Below are 19,743 nucleotides of genomic sequence, written 5' to 3'. Positions count from 1 at the left end.
ATGTTACCCCTTAATTTTTGCGGAACATTTTCAGCATGCGCTGAGTCACGGTGAAGCCACCGAAAATATTAATGCTGGCTATAAGCACCGCGATAAAACTAAGGAAGCTAACCCAGCCGCCCTGGCCAATCTGCAACAGTGCTCCGACAACAATAATCCCTGAAATCGCGTTGGTGACCGACATCAACGGTGTATGCAGCGCGTGCGATACATTCCACACCACGTAATAACCGACAACGCAGGCCAGCGCGAACACAGTGAAGTGTCCAAGGAACTCTTTTGGCGCAACGCTTGCCATCCAGCCGAAAAGGATGATTGCCAACGCCATCAACGCGTATTTACGCCACGGTGAGCAGGCACATTTTTCCTCAGTTTTCACTTCCGGTGCCGCTTTTTGTGCCGTCTGCGGCTGAGCTGATACCTGAATCGGCGGTGCCGGCCAGGTAATTTCGCCCGCACGGATCACAGTCACGCCACGAATCACCACATCATCAAAATCCACAGTGATGTTGCCGTCTTTCTCTTTGCACAACAGTTTCAGCAGATTAACGAGGTTAGTGCCGTAAAGCTGTGAGGATTGCGTCGGCAGACGGCCCGGAAGATCGGTGTAACCAATTACTTTGACACCATTTTCCGTAGTGAAGATTTCACCCGGCACGGTGTATTCACAGTTGCCGCCGTTTTGGGCTGCCAGGTCGACAATCACACTGCCCGCCTTCATGGAGTCAACCATTTCACGGGTAATTAGCTTCGGCGCTGGTTTGCCTGGAATAAGCGCGGTGGTGACAATGATATCGACCTCTTTTGCCTGGGCGGCAAAGAGTTCCATTTCCGCTTTGATGAACGCGTCCGACATCACTTTGGCATAGCCATCGCCGCTGCCCGCTTCCTCTTTAAAATCCAGCTCGAGGAATTCTGCGCCCATACTTTGAACTTGTTCTTTCACTTCCGGGCGGGTGTCGAATGCACGCACAATCGCGCCGAGACTGTTTGCTGCGCCAATGGCGGCCAGACCTGCGACACCGGCACCAATCACCATCACTTTTGCCGGTGGCACTTTCCCGGCCGCAGTGATTTGTCCGGTAAAGAAGCGCCCAAATTCATGTGCCGCTTCAACAATGGCGCGATAACCGGCGATATTCGCCATCGAGCTTAGTGCGTCCAGCGATTGTGCGCGTGAGATACGCGGCACAGAGTCCATCGCCATCACGGTCACGTTACGTTCCGCAAGTTTTTGCATTAATTCCGGATTCTGCGCAGGCCAGATAAAACTCACCAGCGTTGTCCCAGGATTCAGTAACGCAATTTCATCATCTAACGGCGCATTGACCTTCAGAATGATCTCTGACTGCCAGACGCTATTCCCTTCTACAATTTCAGCGCCCGCTTGCACAAACGCCTTATCGTCAAAACTTGCCAGTTGACCCGCGCCGCTCTCTACCGCGACGGTAAAACCCAGTTTCAGCAGCTGTTCCACTGTTTTTGGCGTTGCTGCAACACGGGTTTCATTGGTTAACCGTTCTCTTGGTATTCCAATTCGCATGATATTCCCTTCCATCGGTTTTATTGATGATGGTTTGCTTGTGTCAGGAGCCACACAAGCCGCTCATGTACGAGCTAAATGTTACTCCGTTAAAATAAATTAGTAACAAACGCCCTATAACGTACTGAAAATTATGCCTGTGATCTAGCGCCAAAAATCAGTATTTCGGCGTGAACTCGCAAAATATTAACGATTCAGCCGTGATAGTGGGATAAACACCTTAGAACGCCGGATAAAGACTGATAATTGTCTTCGGCGGCCGGGTAAAACGAGACATCGCCCCGGCACAAATCACTACTTAACATTAAATTAACTTATACAATTCAGTTGCTTCAGTAGTATTGATGGTGATACGGCTGTTTTTTAAGCATAGACGGTCATTTGAGCAGAATTAAAATTGGTTTAAGGAATGTGATATGAAAAATGACGCAGACAGTTACACCGTTTAAATGCAATAATCAGCCACGTTTCTCGTTAATAACAATACCAGTACCTGGTTTGCGCAAGGCGAAGGATTATTTTTATGAAGCTTAAGAACACCCTCCTGGCGTCGGCACTGCTTTCTGCTACGGCATTCTCCGTTAACGCAGCAACAGAACTGACACCGGAGCAAGCGGCAGCGGTTAAACCTTTTGACCGTGTAGTGGTTACCGGTCGTTTTAATGCTATTGGCGAAGCGGTGAAAGCCGTTTCTCGTCGCGCAGATAAAGAAGGTGCCGCCTCTTTTTATGTTGTCGACACTTCTGATTTTGGTAACAGCGGTAACTGGCGTGTGGTCGCTGACCTCTATAAAGCCGATGCTGAAAAAGCAGAAGAAACAAGTAATCGCGTAATTAACGGTGTTGTCGAACTGCCGAAAGATCAGGCTGTTCTGATTGAACCGTTTGACACGGTCACCGTCCAGGGCTTCTATCGTAGCCAGCCAGAAGTCAATGATGCCATCACCAAAGCGGCAAAAGCGAAAGGTGCCTACTCTTTCTACATTGTTCGTCAAATCGATGCCAACCAGGGCGGTAACCAGCGTATTACTGCATTCATCTATAAAAAAGATGCTAAGAAACGTATCGTCCAGAGCCCGGATGTAATCCCGGCAGATTCCGAAGCAGGACGTGCAGCTCTGGCTGCCGGTGGCGAAGCCGCGAAGAAAGTTGAGATCCCGGGTGTTGCGACTACCGCATCACCAAGTTCTGAAGTCGGTCGCTTCTTTGAAACCCAGTCATCAAAAGGCGGGCGTTACACCGTCACGCTCCCGGATGGCACTAAAGTCGAAGAACTGAACAAAGCGACAGCAGCGATGATGGTCCCGTTCGACAGCATCAAATTCTCTGGCAACTACGGCAACATGACCGAAGTCTCCTATCAGGTTGCGAAACGTGCCGCGAAGAAAGGTGCTAAGTATTACCACATCACCCGCCAGTGGCAGGAACGTGGTAATAACCTGACCGTCAGCGCAGATCTGTATAAATAACTATTCAGTTACTCCTATAAGGCGGCTTGATGCCGCCTTTCGCATTTTTAGTCATAAATTTCCCTGCGACCATTGCATGCAGACACATCTCTTCGTAAAATCCCGCGCTTCAGTGGCAAACTCCATTTTTATGCGTTTTGCCCTAATATTTATTCTTCTTGTCACGTTTTAATCACTGGATATCGATGGAAAAGAAACTGGGACTGAGCGCACTCACCGCGCTGGTATTAAGCTCAATGCTGGGCGCGGGTGTTTTCAGTCTGCCGCAAAATATGGCGGCAGTTGCCAGCCCGGCAGCACTGCTCATCGGCTGGGGTATTACTGGCGCTGGCATTTTATTGCTGGCCTTTGCCATGCTGATCCTCACGCGCATTCGCCCCGAACTTGACGGCGGTATCTTTACCTATGCCCGCGAAGGGTTTGGCGAGCTAATCGGCTTTTGTTCCGCATGGGGATACTGGCTGTGCGCGGTCATCGCCAACGTCTCCTATCTGGTGATCGTTTTTTCCGCGTTAAGCTTTTTTACGGACACGCCGGAATTGCGCCTGTTTGGCGATGGTAATACCTGGCAATCGATCGTCGGTGCATCGGCTTTATTGTGGATTGTTCACTTTTTGATCCTGCGCGGGGTGCAAACCGCTGCCAGCATTAACCTTGTGGCGACACTGGCAAAATTGTTGCCGTTGGGTCTGTTTGTTGTGCTGGCGATGATGATGTTCAAACTGGATACCTTCAAGCTCGACTTCACCGGACTTGCACTTGGCGTACCCGTGTGGGAACAGGTGAAAAACACCATGCTGATCACCCTGTGGGTTTTCATTGGTGTGGAAGGTGCCGTGGTTGTTTCTGCGCGTGCGCGTAATAAGCGTGATGTTGGCAAAGCGACACTGCTGGCGGTTCTCTCCGCTCTGGGCGTTTATTTGCTGGTAACGCTGCTTTCGCTGGGCGTGGTGGCACGTCCTGAACTGGCTGAAATTCGTAACCCGTCAATGGCCGGTCTGATGGTGGAAATGATGGGACCGTGGGGCGAAATCATCATCGCTGCCGGTTTGATCGTTTCCGTTTGCGGCGCGTACTTAAGCTGGACCATCATGGCAGCAGAAGTTCCGTTCCTTGCAGCCACTCATAAAGCATTCCCGCGCATTTTTGCGCGCCAGAACGCACAAGCTGCGCCATCCGCTTCACTGTGGCTGACCAACATCTGCGTGCAAATTTGTCTGGTGCTCATCTGGCTGACCGGTTCCGATTACAACACATTGCTGACCATCGCCTCAGAAATGATTCTGGTGCCCTATTTCCTGGTCGGCGCGTTCTTGCTGAAAATCGCAACCCGTCCACTGCATAAGGCGGTAGGTGTCGGTGCCTGCATTTATGGCTTATGGTTACTGTACGCCTCTGGTCCAATGCACTTGCTGTTATCCGTTGTTCTGTATGCGCCGGGGCTGCTGGTTTTCCTGTACGCGCGTAAAACGCATACACATGATAATGTACTGAACCGTCAGGAAATGGTGCTGATTGGCATGCTGTTAATTGCCTCAGTTCCGGCGACCTGGATGCTGGTGGGATAACGTTCATCCCATCGTTGGATAGCAAAGGAGATAACGATGGGTAAAACCCAGTCCTTGCCAATATTAATTACTGGCGGAGGTCGCCGCATCGGCCTCGCCCTCGCATGGCATTTCATTAATCAAAAGCAACCGGTGATTGTCAGCTGTCGGACGCACTATCCCGCCATTGATGGACTGATTAAGGCAGGTGCGCAGTGTATTCAGGCTGATTTTTCGACCAACGACGGTGTGATGGCGTTTGCCGATGAAGTACTAAAAAGCACCCATGGTCTGCGTGCTATTTTGCATAACGCCAGCGCGTGGATGGCGGAAAAACCGGGAGCGCCACTGACCGACGTACTGGCTTGCATGATGCAGATCCACGTTAATACCCCATACCTGCTCAACCATGCTCTGGAAAGATTACTGCGTGGGCACGGACACGCCGCCAGCGATATCATTCACTTTACCGATTATGTGGTGGAGCGCGGTAGCGACAAACATATTGCCTATGCTGCAAGCAAAGCGGCACTGGATAATATGACCCGCTCGTTTGCCCGCAAGCTGGCACCGGAAGTGAAAGTGAATTCTATTGCGCCATCGCTGATCCTGTTTAATGAACATGATGATGCCGAATATCGACAACAGGCGCTGAATAAATCACTGATGAAAACCGCGCCTGGCGAGAAAGAAGTGATCGACCTGGTCGATTACTTACTTACCAGCTGCTTTGTCACCGGACGCAGTCTCCCACTTGATGGCGGTCGTCATCTGCGTTAATGCAGCTTAATCCAGCATATAATCAACACCCATGCGCTTATTCCCCAGCACGCAACAGAGCCAACAAAAGCAGCGGGCAAGCGCATCATTCCGGTGAAATACCATAGCGACGCCAGGTAAACAAAATAGGGAATAATCGACCACATACTAAAAATGATGGTTGCGCGTAAGGCTTCAATGCCGCGTTCGCTGGCAACAATATAATGCGCGATAAGCGCAAAGGTCGGGAAAAGTGGAATCAGCCCGGCGATATAATAATTTTTCGTTTTTGCTAAAACACCAATCAACAGCACTACCAGCGCACCGAGCGCGGCTTTGATTACCAGCCCCATCTTTTTACCTTAACACTTCCATAACAAGTCATCAGTAGAATACCTGATGAAACCTTGTTTAGAAACGATTGATAGTAAGTAAAAACAGTGCGGTGTATTGTGACGTTTTTATATCTACCGTGAATGTTATGAACACTATCGTATTTGTGGAAGATGATGCGGAAGTCGGTGCACTGATTGCCGCATACCTGGCAAAACATGATATGCAGGTTACCGTAGAGCCGCGCGGCGACCGGGCCGAAGAAACTATTCTGCGAGAAAATCCGGATTTGGTGTTACTCGACATCATGCTACCAGGCAAGGACGGCATGACCATTTGTCGTGATTTACGCGCAAAGTGGTCCGGACCGATTGTTCTTCTAACCTCTCTCGATAGCGATATGAACCACATCCTGGCACTGGAAATGGGCGCCTGCGACTATATTCTCAAAACGACGCCCCCTGCTGTTTTGTTAGCGCGTTTACGCTTGCATTTGCGTCAGAATGAGCAAGCCACAGTGACCAAAGGTATTCAGGAAACGTCTCTGACTCCCTACAAAGCCCTGCATTTCGGCACGTTGACCATCGATCCCATCAACCGCGTAGTCTCCCTGGCTAACACTGAAATCTCGCTCTCGACAGCTGATTTCGAATTATTGTGGGAATTAGCTACCCATGCCGGGCAAATCATGGACCGCGATGCATTGCTGAAAAATTTACGCGGCGTCAGTTATGACGGGCTGGATCGTAGCGTGGACGTGGCTATTTCGCGGTTAAGAAAAAAACTGCTCGATAACGCCGCAGAACCTTATCGTATTAAAACCGTGCGTAACAAAGGCTATCTTTTTGCGCCTCATGCGTGGGAATAAGCGATGAAAAAACTGTTTATCCAGTTTTACCTGTTATTGTTTGTCTGCTTCCTTGTGATGTCTCTGCTGGTCGGGCTGGTGTACAAATTTACCGCCGAACGCGCAGGCAAACAGTCGCTGGATGATTTGATGAACAGTTCGCTGTATCTGATGCGCAGCGAATTGCGTGAGATCCCCCCACACGACTGGGGTAAGACGCTGAAAGAGATGGATTTAAATCTCTCTTTCGATCTGCGTGTCGAGCCGCTGAGTAAATATCATCTTGATGATATTTCCATGCACCGGCTGCGTGGCGGCGAAATTGTCGCTCTGGACGATCAGTACACTTTTTTGCAACGTATCCCACGCAGCCACTACGTGCTGGCAGTTGGTCCTGTTCCTTATCTTTATTACCTCCATCAGATGCGATTGCTGGATATCGCCCTGATCGCTTTTATTGCCATTTCCCTCGCCTTTCCGGTGTTTATCTGGATGCGTCCGCACTGGCAGGATATGTTAAAACTGGAAGCAGCGGCGCAACGATTTGGCGATGGGCATCTCAGTGAGCGTATCCACTTTGATGAAGGTTCGAGCTTTGAACGACTTGGCGTCGCATTTAACCAGATGGCGGACAATATCAACGCCTTGATTGCCAGCAAAAAACAGCTTATTGACGGTATCGCTCACGAACTGCGAACACCGTTAGTGCGCCTGCGTTATCGACTGGAGATGAGCGATAACCTGAGCGCCGCCGAATCCCAGGCGTTGAATCGCGATATCAGTCAACTTGAAGCTTTAATTGAAGAGCTGCTGACTTATGCCCGGCTCGATCGCCCACAAAATGAGCTTCATCTTAGCGAACCAGACCTGCCGTTGTGGCTGTCAACGCATCTGGCAGATATTCAGGCAGTAACGCCCGATAAAACGGTACGGATAAAAACGCTCGCGCAAGGCCATTATGCTGCGTTGGATATGCGCTTAATGGAGCGCGTGCTGGATAATTTGCTCAATAACGCCCTGCGCTACTGTCACTCAACGGTTGAAACCAGCCTGCTACTGTCGGGGAATAGAGCGACATTAATTGTTGAGGATGATGGCCCAGGGATTGCCCCAGAAAACCGCGAACATATCTTTGAACCTTTTGTTCGCCTCGATCCCAGCCGGGATCGCTCAACCGGCGGCTGCGGGCTGGGGCTGGCCATTGTCCACTCTATAGCACTGGCAATGGGCGGTACGGTTAATTGTGACACCAGCGAACTGGGGGGTGCCCGCTTCTCGTTCAGCTGGCCGTTATGGCATAACATCCCGCAATTTACCTCTGCCTGACACTATGCGCACGGTGGTCAAGTCACCACCACTGTGCTATAAAATAAGGATGTTGTAACTAAAGTGATTAATATTATGGCGCGTTACGATCTCGTAGACCGACTCAACACTACTTTTCGCCAGATGGAACAAGAGCTGGCTGCATTTGCCGCTCATCTTGAGCAACACAAGCTATTGGTTGCCCGCGTGTTCTCTTTGCCGGAGGTAAAAAAAGAGGATGAGCATAATCCGCTTAATCGTATTGAGGTAAAACAACATCTCGGCAACGACGCGCAGTCGCTGGCGTTGCGTCATTTCCGCCATTTATTTATTCAACAACAGTCCGAAAATCGCAGCAGCAAAGCCGCCGTCCGTCTGCCTGGCGTGTTGTGTTACCAGGTCGATAACTTTTCGCAAGCAGCGTTGGTCAGTCATATTCAGCACATCAATAAACTCAAGACCACGTTCGAGCATATCGTCACGGTTGAATCAGAACTCCCCTCCGTGGCACGTTTTGAATGGGTACATCGTCATTTTCCGGGGCTGATTACCCTTAATGCTTACCGCACGCTCACCGTTCTGCACGACCCCGCCACTTTACGTTTTGGCTGGGCTAATAAACATATCATTAAAAATTTGCATCGTGATGAAGTCCTGGCACAGCTGGAAAAAAGCCTGAAATCACCACGCAGTGTCGCACCGTGGACGCGCGAGGAGTGGCAAAGAAAACTGGAGCGAGAATATCAGGATATCGCTGCCCTGCCACAGAACGCGAAGTTAAAAATCAAACGTCCGGTGAAGGTGCAGCCGATTGCCCGCGTCTGGTATAAGGGAGATCAAAAACAAGTACAACACGCCTGCCCTACGCCGCTGATTGCGCTGATTAATCGGGATAATGGCGCGGGCGTGCCGGACGTTGGTGAGTTGTTAAATTACGATGCCGACAATGTGCAGCACCGTTATAAACCACAGGCGCAGCCGCTTCGTTTAATCATTCCACGGCTGCACCTGTATGTTGCAGATTAACCCCCGGCTTTCATACTGCCGACCATCTGTTCTGGCCGTACCCAGCGGTCAAACTCGGCTTCGCTAAGATACCCCAGCGCAAGGGCCGCCGCTTTTAAGGTCAGCCCTTCTTTATGCGCCTTTTTGGCGATCTCGGCGGCTTTGTCATAACCAATGTGGGTGTTAAGCGCAGTCACCAGCATCAGCGATTCATTGAGTAATTGATTGATTCGCTCACGATTCGGTTCAATGCCCACTGCGCAGTGTTTGTTGAAACTTTCCATGCCATCTGCCAGCAAGCGCACCGATTGCAGGAAATTATGGATCACCATCGGACGGAAGACGTTCAGTTCAAAGTTACCGGAAGCGCCACCCATGTTGATCGCCACGTCATTCCCCATCACCTGACAGCAGAGCATGGTTAATGCTTCACACTGTGTTGGGTTCACTTTCCCTGGCATGATTGAGCTGCCCGGCTCATTTTCCGGGATTGAGATTTCACCAATTCCGCAGCGCGGGCCAGAGGCCAGCCAGCGGACATCATTGGCAATTTTCATCAGTGACGCAGCCAACCCTTTCAACGCGCCGTGCGCCTGAACCAGGGCATCACAGGTCGCCAGCGCTTCAAATTTGTTCGGTGCGGTAACAAACGGTGCACAGGTAATGACTGCCAGTTCATCTGCTACGCGACGCGCATATTCCGGATGGGTATTTAGTCCAGTACCCACCGCTGTACCGCCCAGAGCCAGTTCCGCTACGTGAGGCAGGCTGTATTCGATATGTTTGAGATTATGCTCCAGCATCGCTACCCAGCCGGAAATCTCCTGCCCCAGCGTTAACGGCGTGGCGTCCTGCAAGTGGGTACGACCGATTTTGACGATATCAGCAAATGCGCGGGATTTTTCACTCAGCGTCTGGGTCAGGGTTTTAAGTTGTGGAATGAGTTGCTTGCGCAGCGCCAGTAGTGCCGCAACGTGCATCGCCGTCGGAAAGACATCGTTGGAACTTTGGCTTTTGTTCACGTCGTCGTTAGGGTGAACTTTACGTTCCATCCCGCGCACGCCACCGAGTAATTCACTGGCCCGGTTAGCCAGCACTTCGTTCATATTCATGTTACTTTGCGTGCCGGAGCCGGTCTGCCAGATAGCCAGCGGGAATTCGTCGTCATGCTGTCCTGCCAGTACTTCATCCGCCGCCTGCCGAATGGCGCTCGCTTTCTCTTCAGACAACAAGCCTAAATCTTCATTAACTTTTGCCGCTGCGCGCTTGGTTAGCGCCAGCGCATGAATCAGTGAGGTGGGCATTTTCTCCGTCGAAATGCGGAAATGCTCCAGCGAGCGCTGAGTTTGTGCGCCCCACAGCTTATCTGCCGGGACATCAATCGCTCCCATCGAATCTTTTTCGCTGCGTACTGTATTCATGGCCTGCTCCTCACCTGATTAATTTTTTCTTTCTGTTTTGCTTTCGTTAAGCAACTTTTAGCTCACTCATTATTTACCATTTGATAACAAACGTTTGGTCTTTCGTGCCATGTAAAAAAACCGCCCCGAAGGGCGGCTCTGTTTATTTCACACAACGGGTGCATTGTGTGAGTTGTATCTGCTGGAAGAAGTCATTTCCTTTATCATCCACAAGGATAAACGCCGGGAAATCTTCCACTTCAATTTTCCAGATGGCTTCCATTCCCAGTTCCGGATATTCAACACATTCCAGGCTCTTAATACTTCCCTGCGCCAATACAGCTGCCGGACCACCGATACTGCCGAGGTAGAAGCCGCCGTGTTTTTTACAGGCATCCGTCACCTGCTGGCTGCGGTTGCCTTTCGCCAGCATGATCATACTTCCGCCCTGCGCTTGCAGTTGATCGACATAAGAATCCATCCGTCCGGCGGTCGTTGGGCCAAGAGAACCGGAGGCATAACCTTCCGGCGTTTTGGCCGGACCCGCGTAGTAAATCGGATGATCTTTAATATACTGCGGCAGCCCTTCACCGTTATCCATCCGCTCTTTCAGTTTGGCGTGAGCAATATCACGACCGACGATAATCGTGCCGTTAAGCGATAAGCGTGTAGAAACGGGATACTGCGACAACTGTGCGAGGATCTCTTTCATCGGACGGTTGAGGTCAACGCGCACCGCTTCGCCTTCTCCTGCTTTGCGCAGCTCTTCCGGGATATATTTGCCTGGATTATGTTCCAGTTTTTCGATCCAGATCCCCTGACGGTTGATCTTCGCTTTGATATTACGGTCAGCAGAACAGGAGACGCCCATACCGACCGGGCAGGATGCGCCGTGACGTGGCAGGCGAATCACGCGGATGTCATGAGCGAAGTATTTACCACCAAACTGCGCACCCAGACCAAGATTTTGCGCTTCGATCAGCAATTCTTTTTCCAGTTCCACATCGCGGAACGCCTGACCGTGCTCATTCCCTTCCGTTGGCAGTTCATCATAGTATTTAGCGGAAGCCAGTTTCACCGTTTTAAGATTCGTTTCTGCAGAAGTTCCACCAATAACGAACGCAATATGATACGGAGGACAGGCCGCCGTACCCAGCGTGCGCATCTTCTCAACCAGGTAATTTTTCAGTTTTCCCGGCGTCAGTAACGCTTTGGTTTCCTGATAGAGATACGTCTTGTTTGCCGAACCGCCACCTTTGGCGATACAGAGGAATTTGTACTCGTCGCCATCAACGGCATAAAGATCGATCTGCGCTGGCAAGTTGGTGCCGGTATTCACCTCTTTATACATATCCAGCGGCGCGTTTTGCGAGTAGCGCAGATTATCCTCGATATAAGTGTTATAAACACCGCGCGCCAGCGCTGCTTCATCACCGCCACCGGTCCATACACGCTGCCCTTTTTTACCAACAATAATCGCGGTGCCGGTATCCTGACAGGTTGGCAGAACGCCTTTTGCCGCGATGTCGGAGTTACGCAGGAATTGCAGCGCCACATATTTATCATTTTCGCTGGCCTCCGGGTCACACAGAATGTCGGCCACCTGTTGTTGGTGAGCCGGACGCAGCATAAATGACGCATCATGAAACGCCTGACGCGCCAACAGAGTTAACGCTTCGGGTGCGACTTTCAAAATCTCCTGCCCTTCAAATTCAGATACGCTAACGTGTTCGCTGGTTAGCAGGTAATACTCAGTATCATCTTTTTTGAGTGGAAAAGGAGCCTGATAATGAAAGGGTTTGTTTGACATTGTTCTCTCACTTACTGCCTGGTTTGGTTATGCTCTGGGCGGGTGTTCCGTTGCCCTGTTAAAAGCGAGTAACAATATCCTACACACTTTTTTAACAAAAACTGAGACTAGTACGACTTTTTGCGGCTCCAGGTTACTTCCCGTAGGATTCTTGCTTTAATAGCGGGATTAATTTCCACATTAAAACAGGGATTGATCATGCAAAAACTCATTAACTCAGTGCAAAACTATGCCTGGGGCAGCAAAACGGCGTTGACTGAACTTTATGGTATGGAAAATCCGTCCAGCCAGCCGATGGCCGAGTTGTGGATGGGCGCGCATCCAAAGAGCAGTTCACGTGTGCACGATGCCGCAGGAGATATCGTTTCACTGCGTGATGTGATTGAGAGTGATAAAGCGACTCTTTTGGGAGATGCCGTTGCCAAACGCTTTGGCGAGTTGCCTTTCCTGTTCAAAGTATTATGCGCAGCCCAGCCGCTCTCCATTCAGGTTCATCCAAACAAACGCAATTCTGAAATCGGTTTTGCCAAAGAAAATGCTGCAGGTATTCCGATGGATGCCGCTGAGCGTAACTATAAAGATCCTAATCACAAGCCTGAGCTGGTTTTCGCCCTGACCCCTTTCCTCGCGATGAACGCGTTTCGTGAGTTTTCCGAGATTGTCTCCCTGCTCCAGCCGGTCGCAGGTGCACATCCGGCGATTGCTCACTTTTTACAACAGCCTGATGCCGAACGTTTAAGCGAACTGTTCGCCAGCCTGTTGAATATGCAGGGTGAAGAAAAATCCCGCGCGCTGGCGATTTTAAAATCGGCCCTCGACAGCCAGCAGGGTGAACCATGGCAAACGATTCGTTTAATTTCTGAATTTTACCCGGAAGACAGCGGCCTGTTCTCCCCGCTGTTGCTGAATGTGGTGAAATTGAATCCTGGCGAAGCGATGTTCCTGTTCGCTGAAACACCGCACGCTTACCTGCAAGGCGTGGCGCTGGAAGTGATGGCGAACTCCGATAACGTGCTGCGTGCAGGTCTGACGCCTAAATACATTGATATTCCGGAACTGGTTGCCAACGTGAAGTTCGAAGCCAAACCGGCTAACAAGTTGTTGACCCAGCCGGTGAAACAAGGTGCAGAACTGGACTTCCCGATTCCTGTGGATGATTTTGCCTTCTCGTTGCATGACCTTAGTGATAAAGAAACCACCATCAGCCAGCAGAGTGCCGCCATTTTGTTCTGCGTCGAAGGCGATGCAACGCTGTGTAAAGGTTCTCAGCAGTTACAGCTTAAACCGGGTGAATCAGCGTTTATTGCCGCCAACGAATCACCGGTGACTGTCAAAGGCCACGGCCGTTTAGCGCGTGTTTACAACAAGCTGTAAGAGCTTACTGAAAAAATTAACATCTCTTGCTAAGCTTATTAAAGGCTTATAACACCTTCAGGCGGCCAGTCCGCCTGATTTCATTTTATGGATAATCATTATGAATAAATCGCTGGTAGCGGTAGGCGTCATTGTTGCGCTAGGCGTAGTCTGGACAGGCGGCGCATGGTATACAGGCAAGAAGATTGAAACCCATCTCGAAGACATGGTCGCGCAGGCGAACGCGCAACTCAAACTGACAGCTCCTGAATCCAACCTGGAAGTCAGTTATCAAAACTATCATCGCGGCGTATTCAGCAGCCAGTTGCAACTGTTGGTGAAACCCATTGCCGGAAAAGTAAATCCGTGGATTAAAAGCGGTCAGAGCGTCATCTTCAACGAATCGGTTGATCATGGTCCCTTCCCGCTTGCCCAGCTTAAAAAACTGAATCTGATCCCGTCGATGGCATCAATTCAAACCACGCTGGTTAATAACGAAGTAAGCAAACCACTGTTTGATATGGCAAAAGGTGAAACGCCTTTTGAGATTAACTCCCGCATTGGTTACAGCGGAGATTCCAGTTCCGACATTTCGCTCAAGCCACTGAATTACGAGCAAAAGGATGAAAAAGTCGCCTTTAGCGGCGGCGAGTTCCAGTTAAATGCAGACAGAGACGGCAAAGCTATCTCCCTTTCCGGGGAGGCGCAAAGTGGTCGGATAGACGCGGTTAACGAATACAACCAGAAAGTGCAGTTAACCTTTAATAATCTGAAAACCGACGGTTCCAGCACGCTGGCAAGTTTTGGTGAGCGCGTAGGAAACCAAAAACTGTCGCTGGAAAAAATGACCATTTCAGTGGAGGGCAAAGAACTGGCACTGCTGGAAGGCATGGAGATCAGCGGTAAATCGGATCTGGTCAATGACGGTAAAACGATCAATAGCCAACTGGATTACTCGCTAAACAGCCTGAAGGTACAGAATCAGGATCTGGGCAGTGGCAAGCTGACTTTAAAAGTCGGCCAAATTGATGGCGAAGCCTGGCATCAGTTTAGCCAGCAATATAACGCGCAAACTCAGGCGCTGCTGGCACAGCCAGAAATTGCCAACAATCCCGAACTTTATCAGGAGAAAGTGACGGAAGCCTTCTTTAGCGCTCTGCCGCTGATGCTGAAAGGCGATCCGGTGATTACTATCGCGCCGCTAAGCTGGAAAAACAGTCAGGGTGAAAGTGCGCTGAATCTGTCGCTGTTCCTGAAAGATCCGGCAACGACTAAAGAAGCGCCGCAAACGCTGGCGCAGGAAGTGGACCGCTCGGTTAAATCTCTGGATGCGAAACTGACCATTCCGGTGGATATGGCAACTGAGTTGATGACTCAGGTAGCGAAGCTGGAAGGTTATCAGGAAGATCAAGCGAAAAAACTGGCGAAACAGCAAGTTGAAGGTGCATCAGCAATGGGGCAGATGTTCCGTCTGACCACCTTGCAGGACAATACCATCACCACCAGCCTGCAATATGCTAACGGTCAGATAACGTTAAACGGGCAGAAAATGCCACTGGAAGATTTCGTGGGTATGTTTGCGATGCCGACATTAAACGTTCCGGCTGTACCCGCTATTCCGCAGCAGTAATTCACAGCCAAAACGCCGGAGATTTTTCTCTCCGGCGTTTTTTCTTACTTCAGCATAAAGTCATACTGAATACTCATTTTCACATCCCAGTAATTCAGGCGATCGCCCAGCGTACTGCCATCGCGCTTTTCCCGTCCTTTATCGGCAGCAAGAAAGAAATTCATCCCTTGTAACGGCCCTTCGCTGACCCGATAGTTCATACCCCCTAAGATACCCGCTCCTTCAATCCGCACATCTCGTTTACTGGATTCATAGCCGCGGGTCACAATCGGTGCAAATGTCAGCGTAAATTGCGGAGTTAAACGATAGTTGACGCCCAATTGCCAGGACTGCATTCCTTCACGGTTACGATCAAGACTTAATGAAAAGGGATAGCCAATGTCGGTATCCACCACGGCACCATTCATTGCATGGCGCAAATAACCACCACTGCCAAATACGCTTCCCCACGGCGCATTCCAGGTCAATTGTCCACTAACCAACGCCGTTTCATTGGGCTGGCTGGTATTACGACTTAAACCTTCAAGTTGCGCGTAAAAGCCGAGCAACTCCCCTTTCAACGTATAATTCGGGTCAAGCGGTATGCTTTTCTCGAGAATACTTTGTATCTGATTGGAAACATCTTTCTGTACCGATGCCCCCAGAGAATAGCGACTGGTATCATCATGCCAACTGGCGGCTAAAAAAGAACGTGCGCGATGTTTATCGTATTTTCCCGTCTGGCTGTTATAAACACCTTCATCACGAATACCGGTTGTTGAATCGGTCCATAAAAATACTCGTGAACGCCACATTCCCCACAGATCAATATTTGGCGTTAAAGCCCAATAACCTAATGCTCCTTCAGAAACAGTCGGTAATGTACGTTGCGAACTGCCAGCCATTAACGGAATACGATAAGGTAAGCTACCATAACTATAATCCGTCCCGAAGCGACCTAATTTTAGCAGGCTATTTTCACTGGGTTTTATTTTTACTGCCCCCAGGGCAAAGCCAAAACTTTTATCACCATCAAGATACCACCGGGTACTCATATCAGCACGAGCACCTAATTTATAAACATAATACGCCCCGCCTTCAACGCCAATAATTATTGGAATAATAACCACTATTGAAATCGAGCAATCCTCCCTGTACCCATGCGTAAATATCTCTTCCCGTGCCAGCACTGGGCTTATCAGCCCTGCGTAATTCGTTTTTCAGTCTGATGCGTAGTCCCGCTTCATCGTCAGCCAGTTGTGCCGCGTAAGCAGAGGTAAGGCCAGAGGCAGCCGTCAGGCAAATAACGGCCATGGCCACTATTTTTCTCATAGTTGCACCTTTGATGTTCTGATTATTTTTATTGAATATTAACTAGTGATATCGTTGATTAATTGCTGCTGCACTTTTTTACGATTATCAATTTCAACAACGATTTCTTTGAATTTTTTATCCGTGAGCGGATAAAACCAGATAATGACGAATGCCAGTAGCATAAATCCGCAAGGTACTAAGGCAATTGATGTGCGGATGCCCGTAATAACTTCCGGCGTTTGCGCCTGATTGGCGATATATCCGCTTAATCCCAAAATAAAGGCAGGAATTGAACCTCCGATTGCCTGACCGCATTTACGGGTAAATGAGAATAGTGAATAGGTGAGCCCTTCAATTCGCACGCCGGTCAGGTATTCACCGTATTCTACGGTATCAGCTTCCAGTGCCCACATCACGGTCATGGTAACGCCCTGGCCAATTGATGCGATGGCCAACGCAACCAACGCCACCGGCAGTGACCAGACGGAAACCCAGAAGAACAGCAGATAACCGCAGGTTCCCAGCAAAGCGCCAATCAGGAAGGTATTCTTTTTACCGATCCTCGCGACCATCCCCGGCACCAGCGGTGCCGATGCCACAGTACCGACCAGGTTTTGCACCAGTACCAGCACAGTGAACAGCCCGGTATCATTTAACACATAGCGCACGTAGAACAACGACGAGGCGCTGACCGCGAAGGTCGAAATCAGCACACACAGCGCACCGATGCACAACATAAACAGCGGGCGATTCCGTTTCAGGGTTTGCAGACTGATCTTCAATGACGGCTGCGCCACGATACGTACCACATTCTCACGCGTCGATTTGAAGCAGATGAAGTAAAGCACCATTCCGGCAATCGCCAGCACAATTGTCCAGAAATGATATACCGACACCATCTCTTCCGGGCTGGAATTCTTAATGCTCGGTCCTATCAGAAATGCCAGGCAGACAAAGGTCAATGAAGCGGCAATCCCGCGAGCCGCGCCCAGACGGGCGCGGGATTGTGGTTGTTGGGTCATCGCGGTAGCAAGTGAACCATAAGGAATATTCACCAGGCTGTAGCAAAGCCCGAGTCCCATGTAGGTCAAATATGCATACACAACTTTGCTGCTATGGCTCCAGTCGGTCGGCACCCAGAATACCAGCACGCTGAAGATCATTAACGGCGCAGTACCGAAGAGTAAAAACGGGCGGAATTTTCCCCATCGGGTATTCACACTGTCCACCACTCGTCCGGCAAAGACATCGGCGAAGGCATCGAATACCCGCACCAGTAACAGCATGGTGCCCGCCGCAGCGGCACCGACGCCAGCGACGTCGGTGTAGTAACTCAACAGGAAGAGCGCCCCCATTGCGAAGGCGAAGTTATTGGCGACGTCACCGAGGCTGTAGCCGACGATGGCGCGCCAGGAGAGTTGTTGATTCATTGTTTGCCTCCCTGCTGCGGTTTTTCACCGAAGTTCATGCCGGTCCAGCGTTTTTGCAGCAGAAAAGCCGCCGACTTCGGTTTGCGGTCGCGAGTGAAGATCCCTTTCTTGTTACCGCCAACGCGCAATATGCCTTGCGAGGTCGCAAAATCGGCGAAATTCCATACCTGCTCACCGACGACAGCGCTGACGCGATCAAAGACGCGGTGATACATATCCAGCCATGCACACTGATACTCTTCACTCCACATGTCGGTGTACATTGAGTGCAGGCCGGCTAACGTATCCACACCGTATTCGGTGATGATAATCGGCTGATGCAGTTTCTCCTGCCAGGCCAGAAGTTCTTTTTCCAGTACCTTCTCTGCCGTTTCCAAATCGCCGCTTTGGACATACCAACCGTAATAACGGTTCAGGCACAGCACATCAAAGAGATCGCTGATGGTATCGGTGTGAGCGTCGCAGAACATTACATTGACACAGGTGATCGGACGCGTCGGGTCGAGTTTACGCGTTGCTTCCGCCAGTGGCGCAAAATATTCCCGTGCACCTTGCGGACGGGTATCCGGTTCGTTGGCAATACTCCACATCACCACGCTTGGGTGGTTTTTGTCACGCGCAATCAGCTCTTTAATCGCCTGTAAGTGCGCCTGCTGGGTTTCCCCGTTGACTGCCTCTTCGCTGTACAGTTCTTTCGGCTTGTTGCCCGCTTCGAAACCAATGCCTAAAGAGAGGTTAAAGCCGACAGCTGCAGTTTCATCAATCACCACGATTCCATGTTCATCTGCCCAGTCGAGCATCTCTTCAGCGTAAGGGTAATGCGAGGTACGGTAGGAGTTGGCCCCAATCCAGTCCATTAGTGCGTGATCGTGCACCATCAGCACGTTATCGAATCCTTTGCCGCGCAAATCCGCATCTTCATGACGACCAAAGCCAGTAAAGTAGAACGGTTTGTGGTTGATCAGGAACTGTTCGCCCTTCACTGCCACTGACCGGATACCGACGCGCAGCAGGTAGATATCACACTCTGTCTGGCTTTTGGCTGTGACGCACAGTTCATAGAGATAACCTTCACCCGGTTGCCAGAGGTGCGGATTCACTACTTGCAAAGTCCCGCTGGTGCCTTGTCCAGTTGCAACCACCTGTTGATCCGCATCACGCAGTTCAACGCTGACATCACCATTTGCCACCACCTGCCAGTCAACAGATGCGTGGTTACAGTCTTGCGCGACATGCGTCACCACGGTGATATCGTCCACCCAGGTGTTCGGCGTGGTGTAGAGCATTACGCTGCGATGGATCCCGGCGTAGTTAAAGAAATCATGAAAGTAAGACTGCTTTTTCTTGCCGTTTTCGTCGGTAATCACCATTCCCGGCGGGATAGTCTGCCAGTTCAGTTCGTTGTTCACACAAACAGTGATACGTACACTTTTCCCGGCAATAACATACGGTGTGACATCGGCTTCAAATGGCGTATAGCCGCCCTGATGCTCCATCACTTCCTGATTATTTACCCACACTTTGCCGTAATGAGTGACCGCATCGAAACGCAGTACAATACGCTGGCCCGCCCAACCTTTCGGTATAAAAACTTCGCGCTGATACCAGACGTTGCCCACATAATTACGAATATCTGCATCGGCGAACTGATCGTTAAAACTGCCCGGCACAGCAATTGCCCGGCTTTCTTGTAACGCGCTTTCCCACCAATGCTGATCAATTCCACAGTTTTCGCGATCCAGACTGAATGCCCACAGGCCGTCGAGTTTTTTGATTTCACGGGTTGGGGTTTCTACAGGACGTAACATAAGGGACTCCTCATTAAGATAAAAATACTGGTCAACCTTTAATCTGATTAGTTAACCAATTCCGTGTTGCACACAGTTATCTGTGAGAAACCCATGGAAGAGAAATGGAAATAAAAAGAACTGACACCGCGATCAAAAAACCAAAAACTGCAATACCCACAGCGTGATATTGATCGCATTAATCTTTAAAACAGCGTTGACAGAAGCCACAA

14 protein-coding genes and 1 pseudogene are annotated in these 19,743 nt (G+C 50.2%); 8 read left to right on the top strand and 7 right to left on the bottom strand.

The genetic code is table 11. From position 1 onward, the window contains the following. Window positions 1-10 precede the first annotated feature (10 nt). Entirely contained in the window at window positions 11-1,543 is a 1,533-nt protein-coding gene (gene pntA, locus ACJHX4_RS16360) for a Re/Si-specific NAD(P)(+) transhydrogenase subunit alpha (RefSeq protein WP_001296090.1), read from the bottom strand. Between the two features lie 523 nt (window positions 1,544-2,066). On the opposite strand from pntA, the gene ydgH reads away from it, so the two are divergent. The 3 genes from ydgH to folM all read left to right on the top strand — a co-directional run bounded on the left by ydgH (window position 2,067) and on the right by folM (window position 5,338). Beyond that, a complete protein-coding gene (ydgH, locus tag ACJHX4_RS16355) occupies window positions 2,067-3,011 on the top strand; it encodes a DUF1471 family protein YdgH (protein WP_000769322.1) in 945 nt (314 codons plus the stop codon). A 185-nt stretch (window positions 3,012-3,196) separates the two neighbouring features. Further along, entirely contained in the window at window positions 3,197-4,579 is a 1,383-nt protein-coding gene (locus tag ACJHX4_RS16350) for an amino acid permease (protein ID WP_000412379.1), read from the top strand. 36 nt (window positions 4,580-4,615) lie between these two features. After that, a complete protein-coding gene (gene folM, locus ACJHX4_RS16345) occupies window positions 4,616-5,338 on the top strand; it encodes a dihydromonapterin reductase (protein ID WP_247773380.1) in 723 nt (240 codons plus the stop codon). Here the strand turns inward: folM and ACJHX4_RS16340 are convergent. Next, window positions 5,335-5,670, bottom strand: coding sequence for a GlpM family protein (locus ACJHX4_RS16340; protein ID WP_000524861.1), 336 nt, complete (start codon window positions 5,668-5,670; stop codon window positions 5,335-5,337). The two genes, folM and ACJHX4_RS16340, sit on opposite strands and share 4 nt — an antisense overlap. Window positions 5,671-5,798: 128 nt before the next feature. Between ACJHX4_RS16340 and rstA the strand changes: the two genes are divergently transcribed. From rstA to tus, 3 genes are all read left to right on the top strand, one after another. Next, entirely contained in the window at window positions 5,799-6,518 is a 720-nt protein-coding gene (rstA, locus tag ACJHX4_RS16335; RefSeq protein WP_001296091.1) for a two-component system response regulator RstA, read from the top strand. 3 nt (window positions 6,519-6,521) lie between these two features. After that, a complete protein-coding gene (rstB, locus tag ACJHX4_RS16330) occupies window positions 6,522-7,823 on the top strand; it encodes a two-component system sensor histidine kinase RstB (protein ID WP_000732519.1) in 1,302 nt (433 codons plus the stop codon). 75 nt (window positions 7,824-7,898) lie between these two features. Beyond that, entirely contained in the window at window positions 7,899-8,828 is a 930-nt protein-coding gene (gene tus / locus ACJHX4_RS16325) for a DNA replication terminus site-binding protein (protein ID WP_001531721.1), read from the top strand. Here tus and fumC read toward each other — a convergent pair. Together fumC and fumB are read right to left on the bottom strand one after the other, a co-directional pair. After that, on the bottom strand, window positions 8,825-10,228 hold the full coding sequence (gene fumC, locus ACJHX4_RS16320; protein ID WP_001099099.1) for a class II fumarate hydratase: 1,404 nt from the start codon (window positions 10,226-10,228) through the stop codon (window positions 8,825-8,827). The genes tus and fumC overlap by 4 nt on opposite strands. Before the next feature lie 142 nt (window positions 10,229-10,370). Then, on the bottom strand, window positions 10,371-12,017 hold the full coding sequence (fumB, locus tag ACJHX4_RS16315; RefSeq protein ID WP_000066622.1) for a class I fumarate hydratase: 1,647 nt from the start codon (window positions 12,015-12,017) through the stop codon (window positions 10,371-10,373). 198 nt (window positions 12,018-12,215) lie between these two features. Between fumB and manA the strand changes: the two genes are divergently transcribed. Both manA and ACJHX4_RS16305 read left to right on the top strand, forming a co-directional pair. Continuing rightward, window positions 12,216-13,391 (top strand): mannose-6-phosphate isomerase, encoded by a 1,176-nt coding sequence (gene manA, locus ACJHX4_RS16310; protein WP_001170641.1) that lies wholly within the window; start codon window positions 12,216-12,218, stop codon window positions 13,389-13,391. 100 nt (window positions 13,392-13,491) lie between these two features. Further along, the gene (locus ACJHX4_RS16305) at window positions 13,492-15,000 is read left to right on the top strand and encodes a YdgA family protein (RefSeq protein ID WP_001043375.1); all 1,509 of its coding nucleotides are present in this window, start codon (window positions 13,492-13,494) and stop codon (window positions 14,998-15,000) included. Window positions 15,001-15,044: 44 nt separating this feature from the next. Here ACJHX4_RS16305 and uidC read toward each other — a convergent pair. The 3 genes and pseudogenes from uidC to uidA form a co-directional block, all read right to left on the bottom strand. Next, window positions 15,045-16,311: pseudogene (uidC, locus tag ACJHX4_RS16300) on the bottom strand (glucuronide uptake porin UidC). 38 nt (window positions 16,312-16,349) lie between these two features. Beyond that, window positions 16,350-17,723 (bottom strand): glucuronide transporter, encoded by a 1,374-nt coding sequence (gene uidB / locus ACJHX4_RS16295; protein WP_001075832.1) that lies wholly within the window; start codon window positions 17,721-17,723, stop codon window positions 16,350-16,352. After that, window positions 17,720-19,531, bottom strand: coding sequence for a beta-glucuronidase (uidA, locus tag ACJHX4_RS16290; RefSeq protein WP_000945867.1), 1,812 nt, complete (start codon window positions 19,529-19,531; stop codon window positions 17,720-17,722). Before uidA ends, uidB begins: the two co-directional genes overlap by 4 nt. Between the last annotated feature and the right edge of the window lie 212 nt (window positions 19,532-19,743).

Source organism: Escherichia sp. WS2035 (assembly GCF_046487065.1).
Taxonomy (GTDB): Bacteria; Pseudomonadota; Gammaproteobacteria; order Enterobacterales; family Enterobacteriaceae; genus Escherichia; species Escherichia coli.
This window is presented reverse-complemented; position numbering and strand designations above follow the sequence as displayed.